This is a genomic window from Burkholderia sp. MSMB0856 (assembly GCF_001524645.2).
GTDB classification, from domain to species: Bacteria; Pseudomonadota; Gammaproteobacteria; order Burkholderiales; family Burkholderiaceae; genus Burkholderia; species Burkholderia diffusa.
Map to the genome: position 1 here is coordinate 3,440,439 of NZ_CP013427.1, position 19,887 is coordinate 3,460,325.

18 protein-coding genes and 1 pseudogene are annotated in these 19,887 nt (G+C 66.9%); 8 read left to right on the forward strand and 11 right to left on the reverse strand.

The window, feature by feature from the left end; translation table 11 throughout:
* Window positions 1-259: 259 nt before the first annotated feature.
* A complete protein-coding gene (locus tag WS87_RS17380; RefSeq protein WP_059535130.1) occupies window positions 260-535 on the forward strand; it encodes a hypothetical protein in 276 nt (91 codons plus the stop codon).
* A gap of 39 nt (window positions 536-574) precedes the next feature.
* Here the strand turns inward: WS87_RS17380 and phnY are convergent, their stop codons facing one another.
* Both phnY and phnA read right to left on the reverse strand, forming a co-directional pair.
* Window positions 575-2,029 carry a phosphonoacetaldehyde dehydrogenase gene (gene phnY, locus WS87_RS17385; protein WP_059819972.1) on the reverse strand — a complete coding sequence of 485 codons (1,455 nt, stop codon included), beginning with the start codon at window positions 2,027-2,029 and terminating at the stop codon, window positions 575-577.
* 27 nt (window positions 2,030-2,056) lie between these two features.
* Window positions 2,057-3,295 carry a phosphonoacetate hydrolase gene (gene phnA / locus WS87_RS17390; protein WP_059820005.1) on the reverse strand — a complete coding sequence of 413 codons (1,239 nt, stop codon included), beginning with the start codon at window positions 3,293-3,295 and terminating at the stop codon, window positions 2,057-2,059.
* Between the two features lie 139 nt (window positions 3,296-3,434).
* Here phnA and WS87_RS17395 point away from each other — a divergent pair.
* Both WS87_RS17395 and WS87_RS17400 read left to right on the forward strand, forming a co-directional pair.
* Window positions 3,435-3,647: pseudogene (locus WS87_RS17395) on the forward strand (2-aminoethylphosphonate--pyruvate transaminase); the annotation flags it as partial.
* Between the two features lie 115 nt (window positions 3,648-3,762).
* Window positions 3,763-5,151, forward strand: a complete 1,389-nt coding sequence (locus tag WS87_RS17400) for an FAD-dependent oxidoreductase (RefSeq protein ID WP_059819974.1) — start codon at window positions 3,763-3,765, stop codon at window positions 5,149-5,151.
* Between the two features lie 90 nt (window positions 5,152-5,241).
* On the opposite strand, the gene WS87_RS17405 is transcribed toward WS87_RS17400, so the two are convergent.
* Window positions 5,242-5,970, reverse strand: coding sequence for a phosphonate utilization associated transcriptional regulator (locus WS87_RS17405; RefSeq protein ID WP_059819975.1), 729 nt, complete (start codon window positions 5,968-5,970; stop codon window positions 5,242-5,244).
* Between the two features lie 173 nt (window positions 5,971-6,143).
* Window positions 6,144-8,315, reverse strand: a complete 2,172-nt coding sequence (locus WS87_RS17410; RefSeq protein ID WP_059819976.1) for a phosphocholine-specific phospholipase C — start codon at window positions 8,313-8,315, stop codon at window positions 6,144-6,146.
* A gap of 229 nt (window positions 8,316-8,544) precedes the next feature.
* On the opposite strand from WS87_RS17410, the gene WS87_RS17415 reads away from it, so the two are divergent.
* The gene (locus WS87_RS17415) at window positions 8,545-9,453 is read left to right on the forward strand and encodes a LysR family transcriptional regulator (RefSeq protein ID WP_059819977.1); all 909 of its coding nucleotides are present in this window, start codon (window positions 8,545-8,547) and stop codon (window positions 9,451-9,453) included.
* A 133-nt stretch (window positions 9,454-9,586) separates the two neighbouring features.
* Here the strand turns inward: WS87_RS17415 and WS87_RS17420 are convergent, their stop codons facing one another.
* Complete coding sequence (locus tag WS87_RS17420) at window positions 9,587-11,227, reverse strand: L-lactate permease (protein WP_059534874.1); 1,641 nt, start codon at window positions 11,225-11,227, stop codon at window positions 9,587-9,589.
* 411 nt (window positions 11,228-11,638) lie between these two features.
* Between WS87_RS17420 and WS87_RS17425 the strand changes: the two genes are divergently transcribed.
* The gene (locus WS87_RS17425; RefSeq protein ID WP_059819978.1) at window positions 11,639-11,953 is read left to right on the forward strand and encodes a DUF4148 domain-containing protein; all 315 of its coding nucleotides are present in this window, start codon (window positions 11,639-11,641) and stop codon (window positions 11,951-11,953) included.
* A gap of 91 nt (window positions 11,954-12,044) precedes the next feature.
* Here WS87_RS17425 and gshA read toward each other — a convergent pair whose 3' ends face one another.
* From gshA to ada, 3 genes are all read right to left on the reverse strand, one after another.
* A complete protein-coding gene (gshA, locus tag WS87_RS17430; protein WP_059819979.1) occupies window positions 12,045-13,658 on the reverse strand; it encodes a glutamate--cysteine ligase in 1,614 nt (537 codons plus the stop codon).
* A 487-nt stretch (window positions 13,659-14,145) separates the two neighbouring features.
* Window positions 14,146-15,099 (reverse strand): DNA-3-methyladenine glycosylase family protein, encoded by a 954-nt coding sequence (locus WS87_RS17435; protein WP_236873232.1) that lies wholly within the window; start codon window positions 15,097-15,099, stop codon window positions 14,146-14,148.
* A gap of 17 nt (window positions 15,100-15,116) precedes the next feature.
* Window positions 15,117-16,208, reverse strand: a complete 1,092-nt coding sequence (ada, locus tag WS87_RS17440; RefSeq protein ID WP_059691902.1) for a bifunctional DNA-binding transcriptional regulator/O6-methylguanine-DNA methyltransferase Ada — start codon at window positions 16,206-16,208, stop codon at window positions 15,117-15,119.
* 440 nt (window positions 16,209-16,648) lie between these two features.
* On the opposite strand from ada, the gene WS87_RS17450 reads away from it, so the two are divergent.
* Window positions 16,649-17,062 carry a VOC family protein gene (locus WS87_RS17450; RefSeq protein ID WP_059534865.1) on the forward strand — a complete coding sequence of 138 codons (414 nt, stop codon included), beginning with the start codon at window positions 16,649-16,651 and terminating at the stop codon, window positions 17,060-17,062.
* 10 nt (window positions 17,063-17,072) lie between these two features.
* On the opposite strand, the gene WS87_RS17455 is transcribed toward WS87_RS17450, so the two are convergent.
* The 3 genes from WS87_RS17455 to speG all read right to left on the reverse strand — a co-directional run bounded on the left by WS87_RS17455 (window position 17,073) and on the right by speG (window position 19,197).
* On the reverse strand, window positions 17,073-17,627 hold the full coding sequence (locus WS87_RS17455; protein ID WP_006498691.1) for a YaeQ family protein: 555 nt from the start codon (window positions 17,625-17,627) through the stop codon (window positions 17,073-17,075).
* 179 nt (window positions 17,628-17,806) lie between these two features.
* Window positions 17,807-18,154 carry a surface attachment protein Sap1 gene (sap1, locus tag WS87_RS17460; protein WP_044848669.1) on the reverse strand — a complete coding sequence of 116 codons (348 nt, stop codon included), beginning with the start codon at window positions 18,152-18,154 and terminating at the stop codon, window positions 17,807-17,809.
* Between the two features lie 500 nt (window positions 18,155-18,654).
* Complete coding sequence (speG, locus tag WS87_RS17465) at window positions 18,655-19,197, reverse strand: spermidine N1-acetyltransferase (RefSeq protein ID WP_059534864.1); 543 nt, start codon at window positions 19,195-19,197, stop codon at window positions 18,655-18,657.
* A 153-nt stretch (window positions 19,198-19,350) separates the two neighbouring features.
* On the opposite strand from speG, the gene WS87_RS34010 reads away from it, so the two are divergent.
* Together WS87_RS34010 and WS87_RS17470 are read left to right on the forward strand one after the other, a co-directional pair.
* Window positions 19,351-19,521, forward strand: coding sequence for a hypothetical protein (locus WS87_RS34010; protein WP_006489933.1), 171 nt, complete (start codon window positions 19,351-19,353; stop codon window positions 19,519-19,521).
* 105 nt (window positions 19,522-19,626) lie between these two features.
* A complete protein-coding gene (locus tag WS87_RS17470) occupies window positions 19,627-19,875 on the forward strand; it encodes a DUF2795 domain-containing protein (protein WP_059534862.1) in 249 nt (82 codons plus the stop codon).
* Window positions 19,876-19,887: the final 12 nt, after the last annotated feature.

Here is a 19,887-nt window from a genome sequence, read left to right on the forward strand (position 1 = left end):
ACCGACGCGCCGATATCCGGCAAAAACGCAAATCCGCTAACGATATGAGCGCGTCGAATAACGAACGCGCCGGCCGGCCACGCTCATTCCGCAGACAAAATCCGTCGCGATACAGCGCGGCGATCGTACGACGATTCGTTACCGGCAGTTACAGAAGCGACGCTGCGGTATCACCCATTCGGCAAGCGCTACGTACCATGAAGACATGGTGAACCGATTGCTCGCGGGCCTTGCCACCCGCGAACGGAGTGAACGGAAAATGAAACGCATCCTGTTGTCCAGTGCTCTCGGCATCGCGGCCGCCTGCCTGTCGGCAAGTGCGTTCGCGCGTGCCGACATCGGCGTGTATTTCGGGGTGCCGGGCCCCGTGATCGAAGCGCCGCCTGTCTATTACGCGCCGCCGCCGCCCGTGATTTACGAGCCGGCACCGGTCTATTACGGCCCGTACTACGGCGACTACCGTTACCGCTACTACCGGCACGACAACGGCTGGCATCGCGGCTGGCGTCGTCACCATCACGAGGACGAGGATTGACCGTCGCGTGGCGGCCGGCGCGTCCGCATCATGCACCGCTTACCACGGTAGCGAATAGGTCTTCGTGTTCGTGAAGCTCTTCATCGCCTCTTGCACGCCTTCCTTGTAGCCGAGGCCCGAATCCTTCACGCCGCCGAACGGCGTCAGTTCGAGCCGGTAGCCCGGCACCTCGCGCACGTTCACGCTGCCGACCTCGAGCTCCGTGATGAAGCGCGTGATGCTGTCGAAGCGGTTCGTGCAGACCGACGACGACAACGCATAGTCGGTGCTGTTCGACATCCGGATCGCGTCGTCGATGTTGCGAAAGCGCATGATCGGCGACACCGGCCCGAACGTTTCGTACTTCACGAGCGGCATGTCGGGCGTCACGCGATCGATGACCGTCGGCGAATACAACGCGCCGTCGCGCACGTTGCCGACCAGGAGCCGCGCACCGCGCGCGATCGCGTCGTTCACCTGCTGCTCGCAGAACTTCGCGGCCGCTTCGTCGATCACGGTGCCCATGTCGACCGACGGATCCGCCGGATTACCGTAAGCCCACGCGCGGGTTTTCTCGACGACCAACTCGGTGAAGCGATCGGCCACCGCCTCGTGCACGAGCATGCGCTTGATCGCGGTGCAGCGCTGCCCCGAGTTCTTGTACGAGCCCGACACGGCGAGCGTGCTCGCTTCGTCGAGGTCGGCGTCTTCCATCACGATGATCGGATCGTTGCCGCCGAGTTCGAGCACCGCGCGCCGGTAGCCCATCCGCGACGCGATCGACTTGCCGATCGACACGCCGCCCGTGAACGTGATCAGATCGATCGCCGGGTTCGTGATCAGCTCGTCCGCGATGTCCTTCGGGTCGCCGGTCACTACCTGCAGCATCTGCGGCGGCAGGCCGGCTTCATACAGGATGTCCGCGAACAGGTAGCACGACAGCGGCACCTTCTCCGACGGCTTCACGACGATCCGGTTGTTGGTCGCGACCGACGGCACGACCTTGTGCGCGACCTGGTTCATCGGATGGTTGAACGGCGTGATCGCGGAGATCACGCCGAGCAGCGGTTCGCGCTGCGTGTACACGCGACGCTTCTTGCCGTGCGGCGTCAGATCGCACGAGAAGATCTGCCCGTCGTCCTTCAGCACTTCGCCCGCGCCGAAGGTGAGCACGTCGGCCACGCGCCCCGCTTCGTACGTCGAATCCTTGATGCACAACCCGGCCTCGGCCGTGATCAGCGCCGCGATCTCGGCGGTGCGCGCACGCACGATGTCGGCCGCGCGGCGCAGGATCGCCGCACGCTCGTGGCGCGTGAGCGACGGCCGGTATGCACGCGCGACGGCGAATGCGCGTCGCACGTCGTCGAGCGTCGCCTTCGGCACGGTGCCGACCAGCGTTCCGTCGTACGGGTTGCGGACCTCGATCACCGCGTCGCGATGAATCCGCTCCCCATCGATTCGCAGTGCTTCACGATGAGGTGAAGCAGTCTCCGTCGAGGCTGCAATGACGTTCATGATGTCTCCCTGGCGGATGCGTCCGCGTCACTGCAGATGATTGAGCGCGATGTCGATGATGTCGAAGTTGCGCAGTCGCGCGCGGCCCGTGACGTCGGTCGCGACCGGCTTGCTGAAGATCAGCGGCACGATCTGCTCGGAGATCCCGCCGTGCGAGCGCAGCGGCACATCGAGGCCCGACAGGTCGTGCTTGATGCGGCGCGTGCCGAGCACGACGTCCTGCCTGGAGATCACGATCAGGTCGCCCATCCGGTCGGGCGGCAGCTCGAAGCGCGCGCAGCCTTCTGCACCCGTCAGCACGACCTCGATGCCGTCCACCTCGGCGAGCCGCGCGCGCAGCGCGTCGGCGTCGGCGGAAGCCGACACGTAGACGGTCGCGAACGAGCCGAGCGCACCGTGATGCACGACGTACGGATCGGTGATCGGCAGGATCACGCGCGCGGCGTCGTGGCCGAGCCACTCGTCGAACAGCTCCTGCAGGTAGATCACGTTCGGCTCGCCGGTCTCGCCGTCGTGCTTCGCGTTCATCCCGTGGTCGGCCGTGATCGCGACGATCGCGCCGAGCGCGTCGAGCCGCTTCAGGTACGCGTCCATCATCTGGTAGAACGCGTTCGCGCCGTCGGTGCCGGGTGCGCACTTGTGCTGCACGTAGTCGGTCGTCGACAGGTACATCAGGTCGATCGGGCGCGTCTCGAGCAGGCGCACGCCGGCCGCGAACACGAACTCGGACAGGTCCGCGCTGTACACGCTCGGCACCGGCTTGCCGACCAGCTCGAGCACGTTGTCGATGCCGTTTTCCTCGAGGCTCGCCTCGTCGGCCTTCTCCGACGAGAAGCAGATGCCCTTGAGCCCCTTGCCGAGCAGGCGCCGCAGCTTGTCCTTCGCGGTGACGACCGCGACGCGCGCGCCCTGTTCGGCGAAGGTTGCGAGCACGGTGGGCGCAACGAGGTACTTCGGATCGTTCATCAGCACCTCGGTGCCGGTGTCGCGATCGTAGAAGTAGTTGCCGCTTATCCCGTGGATCGCCGGCGGCACGCCGGTCACGATCGACAGGTTGTTCGGGTTCGTGAAGCTCGGCACCACGCACTCGCCCTTGAGCGCCGTGCCCGGCTTCAGCAGCGTGCGCAGGAACGGCGCGACGCCGGCCTCGGCCGCCATCTCGAGATATTCGTAGGCGCAGCCGTCGACGCAGACCACCACCACGGGGCGGCTCATCCAGTTGTAGCGGCGGCCGTTCACTTTCACGGATACAGGCGTTTCGGTCATGACGTTCAGTCCTTTCGGTTCGAAGGGGTCGAGCTGTCGGCGCCCGCGCCGCGCCGAGGAGGTGTTCTCCATGCTTGACATTAAAATTGATGATTTGTAGATTGTCAACAACATGCAGAGAACAGAAAGCAAAAGGCAGGACGATCCGAACTACGATTTCAAGCGCCTTTATCAGGAGGTCAAAAAGCGCGGCTACATTCCGTATCCGGGCAAGTTGACGGAAGTTGACACGTTCCGCGTCGGCTGCATCGGCCACTTCGGCGGAGCCGGCATGCCCGGCGCGGTCGCCGCGATCGCCGACACGCCGAAGGCGATGGAGGTGCGGCGCGTGTCCGCCGAAGCGGCGGCCTGACGCGATGCACCCGCCGCACGACGTCACGCGTCGCCGCGCGGCGGCTTCGTTTTCGCTTTCGTTTTCCCGCCGTGTGCGGCACGGCAATCTTCGACCCTTACCGGCACGACATCCGATGCGACCTTTCTGGATCGAACAGGCACTGTTCAACGATGGCGATCTCGCCCCCGCGCTGCAGGGCGCGACGCAGGCCGACGTCTGTATCGTCGGCGGCGGCTTCACCGGGCTCTGGACCGCGATCCAGGCGAAGCAGCAGAACCCGGCGCTCGACATCGCGATACTCGAGGCCGACCTGTGCGGCGCCGGCGCGAGCGGGCGCAACGGCGGCTGCCTGCTGACATGGTCCGCGAAATTCCTGACGCTGCGGAGGCTGTTCGGCGAAGCGGAGGCGATCCGGCTCGTGAAGGCGTCGGAGGCGGCCGTCCAGCACATCGCCGACTTCTGTCGCGCGCATCGCATCGATGCCGAGCTGCGGCTCGACGGCACGCTGTACACCGCGACGTCGCGCGCGCAGGTTGGCACGCTCGCGCCGGTGCTCGACGCGCTCGCCGCGTGCGGCATCCACAGCTACGAGGCGCTGCCGGCCACCGACGTCGCGCGCCGCTCGGGCTCCGCACGCAATCTCGACGGCGTGTATTCGCCGATCGCCGCGACCGTGCATCCGGGCAAGCTCGTGCGCGGGCTGCGCCGCGTCGCGCTCGACATGGGGATCCGGATCTACGAACGCACGCCGCTAGTCGACTTCACGCCGGGGCAGCCGGCCGCCGTGCGCACGCCGTCCGGCAGCGTGCGCGCGAGCAAGCTGGTGTTCGCGATCAACGCGTGGATGGCGAGCCGCTTCCCGCAGTTCGAACGCACGATCGCGGTCGTGTCGAGCGACATGGTCATCACCGAGAAATGCCCGGAACTGCTCGAGCGGACCGGGCTCGTGGACGGCGTGTCGGTGCTCGATTCGCGGATCTTCGTGTATTACTACCGCACGACCGCCGACGGCCGGCTGATGCTCGGCAAGGGCGGCAACACGTTCTCATGGCGCAGCCGCATCGCGCCGGTGTTCGACCGGCGCTCGCCGTACGAGGCGCAGCTCTCGCGGAGCCTGCGCGAATTCTTCCCGTCACTCGCCGGCGTGCCGATCACCGCAAGCTGGAACGGCCCGTCGGACCGCTCGGTGACGGGCTTCCCGTTCTTCGGCCGCCTCGACGACGCGCCGAATGTGTTCTACGGCTTCGGCTATTCGGGCAACGGCGTCGGGCCGACCTACATGGGCGGGCAGATCCTGTCGTCGCTGGTGCTCGGCCTCGACAACGCATGGACGCGCAGTCCGATCGTGCGCGGGCCGCTCGGCCATTTCCCGCCGGAGCCGATCCGCTATGTCGGCGCGCACGTCGTGCGCAATGCGATCCGCCGCAAGGAGCGCGCGGAAGACGAGAGCCGACGGCCGGCGAGGATCGACACGTGGCTCGCGAAATTCGCGAGCGCGGCGGGCAAAGCCGACAAGGCGTGACGCGATGACGCGACGCGCAACGAAGCGCAACGAAAAAGGGACGCTGCGAAGCGTCCCTTTGCTTTTGCTACGACCGCCCGTGCGGCCGCGTCACGCGCGCGCGGCTTTCTCGCGCGCCGCCTTGCCCGCCGCGGGCAGCCCCTGCTCGTGCGTGCGGCGCATCCGCGCGAGGCCGTGCGCGAGGTGCTCGCGCACGAGCGCGACGGCCTTCTCTTCGTCGCCGCTCGCGAGCGCCTGCACGATCTTGCCGTGCTCGGCCGCCGACACCGCGATCGCGTCCTCCTCGGCCTCGATCGCGGCCTGGCGCAGCAACCCGAGCTGGCGCACGAGACGGCGATAGGTGTCGGTGAGGTGCGTATTGCCGACCCCGACCACCATCGCGTCGTGGAACTGCACGTTCAGCTCGGTATAGCGCGTGACGTCGTGCGCCTTCGCCGCATCCTTCATCGACTGGATGATGCCCTTCAGCACCTTCAGCGTGTCGGGCGAAATGCGTTTCGCGAGCGCGCGCGCGACCGACTCGTCGAGCATCGCGCGCACTTCGTAGATTTCCTCTGCCTCGCGCAGCGGCACGACGCGCACCGTCACGCCGCGGTTCTTCTCGTTGCGCAGCAGCCCGGCCTGCTCGAGCGCACGGAATGCCTCGCGCACGGGCCCGCGCGACACGTTCAGCTTGGTCGCGATATCGACTTCGTTGAGTTTCTCGCCCGGCGCATATTCGCCGGACACGATCGCGCGCTCGAGCATGTCCTGGACAATCATCGCGAGCGACTGGCTTTGCAGGAGTTCGATGGCGTTGAGCGCGTTCGGGGCAGTCATGATCGGGCAGGCAGCGAAGCCGCGGATGAGAACGAGGGCGCCATGTCGGCGAATGATCGTTGTATACCCTCGGCCCGATACATTGTCAACAGTTTTCAGTTTCCAAAAACCAGTTCCTCGTGCCGGAATGCGGCCGGCGCGCGCACGCCGGACCGCACGACGCAGGCCGGCCGTCAGGCCGTCTGCTTCACCGGCCCCGGATCGCTCTGGCTCGGCCGGCCCGTCTCGACGTGGCCCGCGAAGCGGCGCACGACCTTGTCGTCGCCGCCGCGCAGCGTCGTCGCGGTGATCGTCAGATCGTACCAACCGTGGCTCGACGACAACTCGAAGTGATCCTCGATGCGCTCGCCCGGCTCCAGCGTGTAGCTGCGCGCATGCGCGTGGCTGTACGCGTTGTCGACGACCACGCGGCATGCCGCACGACCGCTGTTGCGCAGTTGCAGGTACACGTGACGATTGCGCACGTCGTAGCCGATCTTCGCTTCGGGGTTCGCGTGGCGGCCGTCCGCGGCCAGCCGCGTGTTGCCCTGGAATTCGCACAGATAGCCGTTCGGGCCATAGGCGGCGAGATGGTAGTCGCCGCGCGCGGCCGACGTGCTCCAGGTATCGGCGAAGCGGTCGTGCGAGGACACCGCGTAGCGGCGCGGCGGCGTCGCCGGATTGCGGCGGTCGTACACGTAGAACGCGGCGCCCGCGTCACCCGAGTTCGCGAAATCGAGCGACACGCTGTCGTCGCGCCCGTTCACGCGGGCATGCACGAACAGTTCGTACGGCAGCGCGCGCGCCGGACGCGTGCCGGGCTCCTGCGCCGGCATCGACTGCTGCGCGGGCACCTGGTACGCCTGGCCGGCGGTGGCGATGTGCTGCGGCACCGTGAAGCTCACCGTGCGCGTATCGGGCCGCGCGGAGAAGTCGAACGCCGACGTGAGGTCGCCGCAGACCGACCGGCGCCACGCGCTGATGTTCGGCTCCTGCACGCCGAAGCGCGCTTCGAGGAAACGCAGCACCGACGTGTGGTCGAACGTCTCCGAGCAGACCCAGCCGCCCTTCGTCCACGGCGAGATGATGATCAGCGGCACGCGCGGCCCGAGGCCGATCGGCTGGATGCCGCCCGGGTCCGCGCCCGGCACGAGCGGGCTCATCTCGCCCGGATACTTGTTCAGGTCGAGCAGTTCGTCGCCGAGGTTCGACAGCAGGTTCGACGACACGATGCCCTGGCCGCCCACGCCGCTCGTGACCGGCGGCACCGGCGGCACGACGTGGTCGAACAGCCCGTCGTTCTCGTCGTAGTTGAGGATGAACACTGTCTTCGCCCACACTTCGGGGTTCGACGTCAGCGCCTCGAGCACCATGTTGATGTAGAACGCGCCGTCGGTCGGCGACGCCTGCGGGTGCTCGCTGTACTTGTACGGCGCGACGATCCACGACACCTGCGGCAGCCGGTTCGCCTGCACGTCGGCCTTCAGCTCGGCTAGCGTGTGGTCCGACGCGCCCTTGTCGACCAGCGGGCCGCTCGCGCCTTCCTTCACCTGGAACTTCTTGAAGAACATCAGCGAATTGTCGGTGTAGTTGTCGGTCGGATCGCCCGGAATGCCCGTGCCGCCCTGGTACACCTTCCAGCTGATCTTCGCGTTCTCGAGACGTTCCGCGTAGGTCGTCCACGTGTAGCCGTTCGTGTTGTTGCGCTCGCCGATGCCGGGGCCGTTCGGCTGCGCGCCGTACACGTTGCGCGAGTCGATCGTGCCGGTCCACAGATAGATGCGGTTCGGTGCCGTGTCGGCGTGCGCGGAGCAGAAGTACGAATCGCAGATCGTGAATGCGTCGGCCAGTGCGTAGTGGTACGTGAGATCCTGGCGCTTCAGGTAGCCCATCGTCAGCACGTCCTGCTTCTGGTTCACCCACTGGTCCCACTGGCCGTTGTTCCAGGACAGGTGGCCGCTGCTCCAGCCGTGGTTGGTGCCCGGCTGGAATTCGGTCGTCTGCTTCGGATCGAGGTAGAACGGCAGCACGTACGGCGCGGACGGGTCGAGCCCGCGCGAATGGTAGTTCTTCGTGAACACCGACGCCGGCGGCTGCTGCCACACCGGCGCACCGTTCGGCAGCAGGTGCGGGCGCGGGTCGTTGAAGCCGCGCACGCCGCGCAGCCCGCCGAAGTAATGGTCGAACGAGCGGTTTTCCTGCATGAAGATCACGACGTGTTCGACGTCGCGGATCGTGCCGGTGCGATAGGCGGCCGGCATGGCCAGTGCGTTGCGGATCGCGGGCGGGAAGCCGGCGTAGGCGGCCATCGCGCCGGCCGACTGGGCGGCGAGGCGCAGGAAATCGCGTCGATTGGTGGCGGACATGAAGAGGATCCTGTGGGTCGGTAAGGGTGGCGCCGGTCGAGCGGGGCCGGCGGTCGGTGCGTTGCCGTTATTACTCCGCACCGGCGTGTCCCGGCCGTGACCGGTTCCAGCAGGTTTCTTGCGGTCACCCCCAGCTTTTTTTCGAAGCGGCGCCCGGTGCGCCTTTCATCCGGCCGACACACGCCTGCGCTACGCTGACGCGCGATGAAGAGGGGGGAGAAGCCGAGTCGTGTTCGATCAGCTGAAGGCGTTCCACGCGACCGTCCGGCAGGGCAGCATCACGCGCGCCGCGCGCCACCTGGGCGTCAGCCAGCCGACGATCGCCGCGCAGATCCGGCAGGTCGAGCAGTTGTACGGCGTCGAGCTGTTCTATCGCAGCGGCCGCAAGCTCGAAGTCACCGAGACCGGGATCGAGCTGCTGCCGCTCGTCGAGAAGATGATCGCGCTCGAGGCGCAGGCCGACATCATGCTGCGCAACGTCGGCGGCCTGTTCGAAGGACATCTGCGGATCGGCGCGACCGGGCCGTACTACATCATGGATGCGGTCGGCCGCTTCTCGCATGCGCATCCGTCGATCGCCCTCACGTGCCGGATCGGCAATTCCGAGGAGATCCTCCAGGCGCTGCAGGAATTCCGCATCGACCTCGCGGTGTCGTCGCAGCGCAATGACGCGGACGGCCTCGAACGCAAGGTGATCTCCACCGATCCGCTCGTGCTCGTCGTGCATCGCGACCATCCGCTCGCGCGCTTCGACGCGATCGACGCCGCGCAGCTCGCCGACGTGCGGCTGCTGATGCGCGAGGAAGGATCGGTCACGCGCAGCTGCACGGAGACGATCCTCGCGGCGGCCGGCGTTGCGGCCACGTCGGTCGCCGAGATCGGCAGCCGCGAAGCGATCCGCGAGGCGATCCTGCATGGCGTGGGCGGCAGCCTGTTTCCGCGCGGCGAGGCCGAGCGCCATCCGGACTTGCGCGTCGTCGCGCTGCGCGGCGTCGACACGACGATCGACGAATACGTGTATTACCTGAAGGCGCGCCGCCAGAGCCCCGCGATCGATGCGTTCCTCGCGTGCATCCTGCCGGCGCATGCCGCGACGCACGAGTCAACGCACGCGACGCGGCCGGTGAGCGCGCGCTGAGCCGCCCCGCGTTCACCGGTTTCGCGCAGTTTCCGTCGCACTTCCCTGCACATTCCCCGTACTTTTCCTGCGCTTTTTCCGCGCCTTCCCTCGTCGTTTTCCTCGTGCCTGCCTTCTTGCTTCCCGCCGTGCGCTACTTCGGCAGCGCCGGAATCATCCACGTGAACACGTGCTGCTGCAGGAACACGAGCACGCCGAGCAGCAGCGTGAGGATCACGCTGTGCCAGAACGTGCGCGCGAACACGACGCCTTCCTGCCCCTTCAGGTCGGTCGTCGACACGCCCGTGGCGATGTTCTGCGGCGAGATCATCTTGCCCATCACGCCGCCCGACGAGTTGGTCGCGGCCATCAGCACCGGATCGAAGCCGAGCTGTCTCGCGGCGACCACCTGCAGGTTGCCGAACAGCGCATTGCCGGACGTGTCGCTGCCGGACAGGAACACCGCGATCCAGCCGAGCGACGCCGACACGAGCGGAAACAGCGCGCCGGTCGACGCGACGCCGGTGCCGAGCGTGTAGCTGATGCCCGAATAGTTCAGCAGATACGCGAGCCCGACGATCATCATCACCGTAACGATCGCGATCCACGTCTGCCGCCACGTCTTGACCACGCATTCGAAGAACGCGCCGACGCCGGTGCGTGTCAGCACGGCCGTGATGATCGCCGACAGGAGGATCGCGGTGCCGGTACCGAGCGGCTGGAAGTCCCAGATCGCCGCATACGGCTTGTGATACAGCGACACGAACACCGTATTGTGCAGGCCCGGCCACTTGATCTTCACGTCGCCGATCGCCGCGACGTTCGCGTGCACCCAGACGATCACGACCACCGACACGACGATCCACGGCAACCAGCCGCCGAAGCCCGCGCGCGCGGCGCCGGCCGCGGCGGGCACGCTGCGCGCGAGCGCGTATTGCGGATCGGGTTGCGGCTTCCACACCTGCAGGAAGCCGATCGTGACGATCAGCGACGTGAGTGAAGACAGCACGTCGGTGAGCTGATAGCCGAGGAAGTTCGACGTGACGAACTGCGCGATCGCGAAGCTGCCGCCCGACACGAGCAGCGCGGGCCACAGCTTCGCGATCGAGCGCAGGCCGCCGTACGCGCCGACCACGTAGAACGGCAGCAGCAACGCGAAGAACGGCAGTTGCCGGCCGACCATCGCGCCGAGCGTCGCGGGCGGCAGCGACGTGACCGCGCCGAGCACGGTGATCGGCACGCCGAGCGCGCCGAACGCGACCGGCGCCGTGTTGAACAGCAGCGTGTAGGTGAGCGCTTCGAGCGCGGGGAAGCCGAGCGCAATCAAGAGCGCGCTGGTGATCGCGACCGGCGTGCCGAACCCGGAGATCCCTTCGAGCAGACAGCCGAACGAGAACGCGACGACGAGCAGCACGAGGCGGCGGTCGTCGGGCAGGTTGTCGAGCATCCACTGCCGGAACTGGTCGAAGCGGCCCGACTTCACCGCGATGTTGTACAGCAGCAGGGCGTTGAAGACGATCCACATCACCGGCACGACCGCGAGCGCCATGCCGGCGCCGACCGCGTCGAACGCGAGGCTGGCCGGCATGCCCCACGCGCCGATCGCGACCGCGAGGCCGGCGACGAGGCCGGCGAGCGACGCCTGCCATGCGGGCCGGCGCAGCACGCCGAGCGCGATCAGTGCGACCGCGATCGGGATCACGGCGACGAGAAACGACAGGAACAGCGAGTTGGCGACGGGCGTCAACGGCTGCGCGAACAGGATGCCGGGCGGCAGGGCTGCGGTGGGATTCATCGTGTCTCCATTGTCGACCGGGGCTCGCGCATCAACGGCTGCGCACACCTCGATCCCGTTCAAACGTCCGTTCCACGGCCGCAACGATCATCCGACGCTTGCGCATGCAACCATGCCGCAACGCCGACCGATCAGTCGCTTAAAAAAGGTTAGAAGGCGCATCGCGCTTCTACAAGGAGGGCAAGCCCGATGCGCGCGGTGCCGATACATGGCATCCACCGCACGCTGAACGGCCGCTGGCGACCCGCTGACGCGCGCGCCAACAAGCCGCCGACGCAATGTTGCTCAACCGGCAAAGGTGACTGACGGGACGCAGGGTGTTTCGTTTGGCATCCGAAGCCTAGACTCGCTGCATCGATTCCGTCCGTGCCGACGAAGGCGCGGCTCCGGAACCCTCACGGAGCAAACACGATGAAGACCATGAAACTTGCGGCGTACGCGTTGGTGCTGATCGGCTCGACCGTCGCCGCCCAGGCTCAAGCGCAGGCCGCGTCGACGCTGACGCGCGCGCAAGTTCGCCAGGAACTCGCGGAACTGCAGGCCGCCGGCTATCGGCCGAGTCTCGCCAGCGGTCCCGACTTTCCGCAAAACATGCAGGCGATCATGCAGCGCGCAGCCCAAGCGCGCGACGCGGCCGGCCACGGCAGCGACGGCCATGCGAATGTGGAATCAGGAAAGCCGGCGCTGCCGCGCGTGGTCGATCGCGACACGTACGCGCATCACTGAAGCGGCTGAAACCGGGCCGGGCGCATGACCGCGCAACCATCCGGCCCGCAGCCGGCCTGCCCGCCGCGCGACGCGCAGCGGGCGGCGGCCATCACACGCTGAAGCGGTTCAGCGTATAGGCACGATAGGCCGCGACGAACGCGTCGAATGATCCGGCCTCCTTCGCTTCCAGCTCGGCCTGCTCGGCCAGCGACTTCGCCGCGAGCGCCTGCTCGGCGCGCATCGTCTCCGCCGACGGCGGGTTCGCGCGGAAATGTGCGGCATGCGCTTCGCTGTGCGCGAGCGCGAACGCGAGGAACGACTGCCCGTTCTCGCGCATCGTGCGCAGCACGCGCGCCGACGGCGTGCGCTCCGGATCGGCGAGCTTCTCGCGCTGCGCGGCGATCGCACGCGCATGCTCGTCGCCGCCGCGAATCTCGTCGAGACGGCGCCCGACGGTTTCGATATCGGCCATCAAGTCGTCCGCCCACGCCTGCAGCGTGACCGGCTGGCCGTCGCGCACCAGCGTGAGCCCCGGCTTGCGCCCCTCCATCGTCACGCTGCCGAAGTTCGCATTCGCTTCCTTGTACGCGTCGCAGTCGAGTGCGGGGCTTTCGTCGAGCGCGCAGGCGAGCAGGAACGCGTCGATGAAGCGCGCAGTCTCCAGCGCGATGCCGGTCGGCTCGAACGGATCGATGTCGAGGCAGCGCACTTCGATGTATTGCACGCCGCGCGACGCGAGCGCATGCAGCGGACGCTCGCCCGAATACGTGACGCGCTTCGGCCGGATCGTCGAGTAGAACTCGTTCTCGATCTGCAGCACGTTCGTGTTGATCTGGATCCACTCGCCGTCGCGATGCGTGCCGATCGCCTCGTACGGCGGATACGGCTCGCTCACGGCCTTCGACAGCGCATCGAGATAGCCGGGCAGCGTGTTGTAGTCGACGTGCAGCGCGGCCTGCGCGGTCGTGTTCGAGTAACCGAGGTCGCTCATCCGCAGGCTCGTCGCATACGGCCGGTACAGCGTATCGGCATCGAACGCGTCGAGCTTGTGCGGTTTGCCGCGCAGGAATTTCGCGTCGAGCGCCGGCGATGCGCCGAACAGGTACATCAGGAGCCAGCTGCGGCGACGGAAGTTGCGGATCTGCGCGAGATAGCGCTCCGACTGGTAATCGACGAGCGTGGCCGTCGAGCCCTCTTCCGCATGCAGGCGCCGCCACACTTCCTCGTGCAGCGAATAGTTGTAGTGGATGCCGGCAATGCACTGCATCGTGCGGCCATAGCGATACGCGAGGCCACGGCGGTACACCGTCTTCAGGCGGCCGATGTTCGACGTGCCGTAGTCGGCGATCGGAATTTCATCATCGGCCGGCAGCAGGCCCGGCATCGAGTCGTTCCACAGCATCTCGTCGCCGAGCGACGCATACACGTAGCGATGCAGATCGTCGAGACGTTCGAGCGTGACCGACGCGTCGCCTTCCGCCGGCGTGATCAGTTCGATCAGCGCTTCGGAATAGTCGGTCGTCAATGACGGGTGCGTAAGCGCCGAACCGAGCGCGCGCGGATGCGGCGTGAACGCGATCATCCCGTCGCGCGTCACGCGCAGGCTTTCCTTTTCGATGCCGCGCAGGCCGTCGGGCAGATGCTGCCGCGTCGGGCCCGAGCTCAGCGCTTCGAGACGATTCAGCAGCAGTTCGGACTGGCGGTGAGTCATGGTGTTCGACATGGAGACGCAAGTGCGTGACGGCCGCGCGCGGAATGCCGCACGCGGCCGGCTGGATTATTGGTCGCTTCGTTGGTAGCGGGCACTTTAACATCTCGCCGTCACACGCGCTTGAGGTGGCGCCGGGCGGTGCGCGCCGGCCGCTGCGGGCCGTCTGGCGGGCCGATGGCCGCGAACGCCACGTGCACAGCCGGCCGTCGTCGGCGCCGACGGACGCGGCGATCACGCGACATTCGTCGGAAGGAACGTGAGCGACGAGCACGGCAGCGCCATCAGGTGCAACCCGTTCTGCCGAACCCGGGATGCATCGTCGTCACGGCCGGGTCGATCGTCCGCGCCGGAGCAACGGACACCGGAGTGGGTTGATCGCCCATCGCCGTCAAACGTCGCAACTGTGAGGATCACCGACCGATCACTGCCGGCGTGACGCCCCTTGCGGGTTGCGTCGCGGCCCTGACCGGTCGCACCCGCCGGCCTGGGGCGGCGACCGTCATCCGCCGCGCGCGCCGCCGGCCCGGTCCGCCACGTCGTTCCATAAATGAAGCGCCGCATACGCGCGCCACGGCCGCCAGCCTTCGGTCCGGCTTTTCTGGCTCGCGAGTCGGTCGAGCGACGGATCGCGCGCGGCGATCGACTGCATCAGCACCAGATCGGACGCCGGCCACGCGTCCGGGTCGCGCCACGCGCGCATCGCGATGTATTCCACGGTCCACGGGCCGATTCCGGGCAGGTCGAGCCACGCGCGGCGCAGCGTCGCGAGATCGGCCTGCGCGGGATCGAGCGGCACGTGGCCGGCCGCCACCGCGCGCGCCATGCCCGTCAGCGCGGCGGCCCGCTTGCCGGGCATCCCGATCTTCTCCAGATCGCATGCGGCGAGCGCATCCGGCGTCGGGAAACGCCACGCGGGGGCGCCGTCCGGCGCCGCCATGCCGTCGTTGTGCACGACGCGCTCGCCGGCCCGCTGGACGAGCCTGCCGACGATCGTCGTCGCCGCCTTCACGCTCACCTGCTGCCCGACGATCGCGCGCACCGCAAGCTCGAACCCCGACCAGGCGCCCGGCACGCGCAGCCCCGGCGCGGCCTCGACGAGCGGCGCGAACCATGGGTCGCGCGCGAGCCCGCCGCCGATCGCGGCCGGGTCGGCGCCGAGGTCGAACATCGATGCGACGCGGTGCGCGAATGCATCGTCGACATGCCGCGCGGCCGCCCCTTCGAGCGTCGCGATCAGGCAATGCCGGCGCGGATGCTTCGTGACGGTAAGCCTGCCCGCGTCGCCGTTCAGGTCGACGATCCGGCGATACATGCCGTCGACGACCTGTTCGACACCCGGAATCGCCCGTCCGCTGAAGAAGCGCAGCACGCGCGCCCAGTCGTACGGCGCCTTGAAGCGCAGCGCCATCTGCGCGGACGGCGGCACGTGGCCGCCGTCCGCGATCGACGTCATCGTGGTTTTGTCGATGCTCAAACTGCGTTGCCCTCCGCAACGGCTTCGGTTTCGTCGTCGCGCACATGGCGCGCCTCGGACGCGAGCAGCGTCGCCTTGCGGCGCACGCCCCAGCGATATCCCGCGAGCGCGCCGCCCTTCTGCACGACACGGTGGCACGGGATCGCGAGCGCGACCGGGTTCGACGCACAGGCCGATGCGACGGCCCGCACCGCGCGCGGCGCGCCCAGCGCCTCGGCGATCTCCGAATAGCTGCGCGTCTCGCCGTACGGGATATGCGTCAGCGCTTCCCACACACGCTGCTGGAATGCGGTCGGCGCGATGTCGAGCGGCAGGTCGAACGCGTGCCGCGTGCCGTCCAGATACGCGCGGATCTGCGCGACGAACGGCGCGAGCCGCGACGGCGATTCGACCAGCTCGGCACGCGCGAACGCGTCCTTCAGTTCGCCGACGAGCGACGCCGGTTCGTCGCCGAACGCGATCCGGCAGATGCCCTGTTCGGTCGCGGCAACGAGCACCGTGCCGAGCGGCGTCGACGCGGTCGCATAATCGATTCGCAGGCCGGCGCCCTGACGACGGAACGCGGACGGCGCCATCCCCAGTTCGCGCGGCACCGATGCGTAGAGCCGCGACGGCGAATTGAACCCCGCGTCGACGGCCGCCTGCGTGACCGGCTGGCCGCTTTGCAGCGCCTCGCGCAATGCGGCACCGCGCTGCGCGGCCTGATACTGCCGCGGCGACACGCCGACCACGCGCTTGAACAACCGCTGCAGGTGGAACGGGCTCACGTGAACGGCATCGCTCAGCTGCTGCAGCGTGAGCCGCTCCGGATGCGCGTCGAGCACGGCGCACGCGCGGTTGACGATCTCGAGCTCGCGCGGCAGCCCTTCCGGCTGGCAGCGCTTGCACGGGCGGAAGCCGGCCGCGCGGGCGGCGGCCGGATCGGCAAAGAAGGACACGTGCTCGCGCCGCGGCAGCCGCGACGCGCAGCTTGGGCGGCAGAACACGCCGGTCGTGCGCACGGCATAGAAGAACGCGCCGTCCGCATGCGGATCGCGGGCGGTCACGGCGCCCCAGCGGGCATCGTCGGTCGAATAGGCGGTTTTCATCTGAACCTCGCACTCTCCAGTGTAGATGGTGCCTACTCTAGACATCGGCATGGGCCGTCGCGCCCTGAATCTTGCTCTGTGATTCGCGCCGACGAAATCGGGGACACAATCGGAGGCGCATCGAAACCGTTCAATCGGATGAAAAGCCGCGCAAGCGCTGCACGGACGCCGCTTTCGTCATCGTCGCGTCACCATTTTGCTGCAGTGCGGATGCGACAAATCGCCGTCCTGACCATTTTTTACACTCGGAATATTGCAACGCACCATCGCCGTGTGTATAGTTGGAACTGTCTCCTCCATGTCTCCTCCTGATATGGATTAAGCCCGTTCCGCTCTGCGTGAACGGGCTTTTTTTCGTCCGTCGATCGTGCCGCGTTCCGGCATATGTCGCCGGCGCGGTCTACACTCGGTGCACGCCATCCGCGAAGGAGTGCCCGCTCATGAAACCGACCATCCGCGCGATCGATCACGTCGTGCTACGCGTGACCGACATGGCTGCGATGACGCACTTTTACTGCGATGCCGTCGGCTGCCACGTGGAGAAGGAACAACCCGACCTGGGCCTTGTACAGTTGCGCGCCGGCGACGCGCTGATCGACCTGCTGTCGGTTGGCGGCCCGATCGACCGTCCCGACAGCGGCCCACCCGGCACCGGCCGCAATCTCGACCATCTCTGCCTGCGCGTCGAGCCATTCGACCCCGAAGCACTGATCGCGCATTTCGCCGCGCATGGCGCGCGCCCCGGCGCCCCCGCCGAACGTTACGGCGCCGGCGGCTACGGGCCGTCGATCTATCTGTTCGATCCCGAAGGGAACATGCTGGAATTCAAGGGGCCGCCCGCCGCGCTCGGCTGAGCGCCGGCCGTCACGCGTCGGCGCGCGCCTTCAGGACCGTCCATTCGACCGCGACGGGATCGTGATCGGCGCTCGAGATCCAGGCGGCGCCGTCCTGGACCGTGCACTGCAGCCGCATCGTACGCTCGGCAAGACGCCCGAGCGCGGCGGCGACACCGTCGGCCAGCGACAGCACCTGGACGTTGCGCAGCCGCTCCACCTTGCTGCGCACGCCCTGCCACCAGATGTCCGAGGTCTTGCCGCCGTACGCGATCACCGTGACCTGCCCGGCGCGGCCGGCCGCCTTCGAGATGCGCCGTTCGTCGGGCTGACCAGCCTCGATCCATACGTCGATCGCGCCCGTCAGGTCCTTCTGCCACAGATCGGGTTCGTCGACGTCCGACAGCCCCTTGCAGAATTCGAGACGCTCGTGCGCGAACAGCGCGAACGCGACGATGCGCACCATCATCCGGTCGTCGGTTTCCGACGGGTGTCGGGCGACCGTCAACGCGTGATCGGCGTAGTAGTGCCGATCCATGTCGGCGATTTGCAGCTCGGCTTTGTAGATCGTGGATTTCAGCGCCATGCGGATACGGCCCGGGGCGGGCATTCGGTTCGGTCGGGCCGTGATGATACCGAATGCGCGGCACCCGGCGCGTGACGGACGCTCCACAGCACGACGGCCCGGCATCGGCCGGGCCGCGTTCGTGCCGCGCCGCCGGCGGTTCCGGCCGGCGTGCGGGTGCGAGAGATGCGCGTGCGGGGTTACTGCTTGACGAAGCGCGAATCGGTCCAGAGGCCTTGCTGGTCGCTGTTGTCGGCGCTGACGAACTGGACGTCGCCCTGATCGACCGACACCACGCGGAAACGCTGGCCTTCCGGCACCGACAGGCAACGGTAGTCGTCGAAATACTGCTGCTTCGCCTGCGACTTGCCGTCACGCTCGTGACTCAGTACGGAGTCCAGATTGTCTTTCGACAGACAGCCCCACGCATTCTTCGTCAGCTGGATTTCCTGCTTCGGCTGGACAGCCGCGTCGCCGCCCGCCTGGGCGATCGACACCACGGAAAATGCGCCGACAAGGGCAAAGAGGACACCGGTACGTTTCATCATGTTCTGTCTCCAGGCTTGCGGGCACCAAGCTCGGTTAGCTATGTGTTTAAAGGTGATCGTGAACCCGCGTTTTTCACTTTAGAAGACCGGCAAGCGATATCAAGCACATTTGTTGTGCGATCGCAATAGCGGCGAATTGTCGCACCCTGCGCGCACTCGATTTTTTGCTTGCCGCGTGCACGCGGTGTTATCTGCCATCGGGTGAATTTGCCCGCGCCGCCGGGCGCAAAGTGCTGTCCAGCAAGACTGTCAGCGAAATCGCAATACGCCGATTGAACGGTTTGGATAATTCATTTCGATATCGAGATCGTTTTGATGCATTGCACATAAAGTCATCCGAAACGATATGAATTTACCGCAGTGCGGCACCGAAATTACCTGATACAAGAAAAATGCCAGGCATAAGCGCACTCGTATTTACCCGTATTTTCCAGAATGGTCGAGCGCCCCGCAGCGCGTGGCCGCAGGGCGTCTTCGCCACTCTTTTTACCCGGCTTTATTCAGACCGATTGCGGCCGCTCGAAATAATCGCGCTGGAAGATGCACATGCGATAAGCGTTGTGATACGCGCCGTTTCCGAAAAATTCTTCCTTCAATTCCGCCTCGTGCTGGAATCCGCATTTCTCGTATACGTGGATTGCCGCCGCATTCGACGTATCGACGATCAGGTACAGCTTGCGCATGTTCAGCACCTTGAACGCATATTCGATCGCGAGGCGCGTCGCCTGGCCCGCGTAGCCGCGCCCCTGGCATTGGGGCGCGATGATGATCTGGAACTCGCCGCGACGGTGGATGTAGTCGAGCTCGATCAGCTCGACGAGGCCGACCAGTTCGTCTTGCGGATCGACCGCGACGAAGCGGCGCTCGCGCTGGTCGTGCACATGGCGGTCATACAGTTGCGACAGCTCGGAGAAGGTTTCGTACGGCTCCTCGAACCAGTAGCGCATGATCTTCGCGTCGTTGTTCAGCTCGTGAACGAAGCGCAGGTCCTGGCGCTCCAGCGGCCGCAGTGCAAGCGAGTGCTTGTCGTTCTGGAGTTGCATTGTTCGTGTCCTTTTTGATGCCCGCGTGCGCGTGAAGCGTTCGTGCGGCGGTGCCGCGAACGAGGCGCGTTCCGCGCTGCAAGAAGTTGTCCGCGGGCGAAGTTCAGAGCCTAGAATGGGAGCAAGGGTTCCTGCCACCGCAAGGAGGCTATCGTGATCGAGCAAGTCATACTCGGCATCTTTCTCGTATTGCCACTCGTGATCGTGGCTGCGCTGTTCTCCGACGAACTGTGGCAGGAACATCGGCGCCAGCATCCGCGCGACGAAAACGCACCGCATATCGACTGGAAGCATCCGTGGCGCCGCGTGCGGCGCGGGCACTGAGTCGATCGCCATCCCCGCAGGCACTCCGTCCGGGCCGGTCGCCCCGATCCGAACGGGGCCCCTTCCGAGAAGAACCGATTCCCGCTCAACCAGCGAGACGCCGACGTGAACGACAAATCCGCCCTCCCTCCGCACGATATCCCCGGCGAAGCGATCGATCTGCAGATCGCCGACGTGCTGGCCGCCGTCCGCTACCCGGCGAACAAGGATGCGATCGTCGACGCCGCGCGCGACGCCGGCGCGAGCAACGAAGTGCTGTCGATGCTCGACGGCCTGCCCGAACAGGACTATGCGGACGTCGATGCCGTCACGCGCTGGGTCGCCGGCAACTTCGGCCCCGGCCTCGGGATTTGAGCGCGCGCGAAT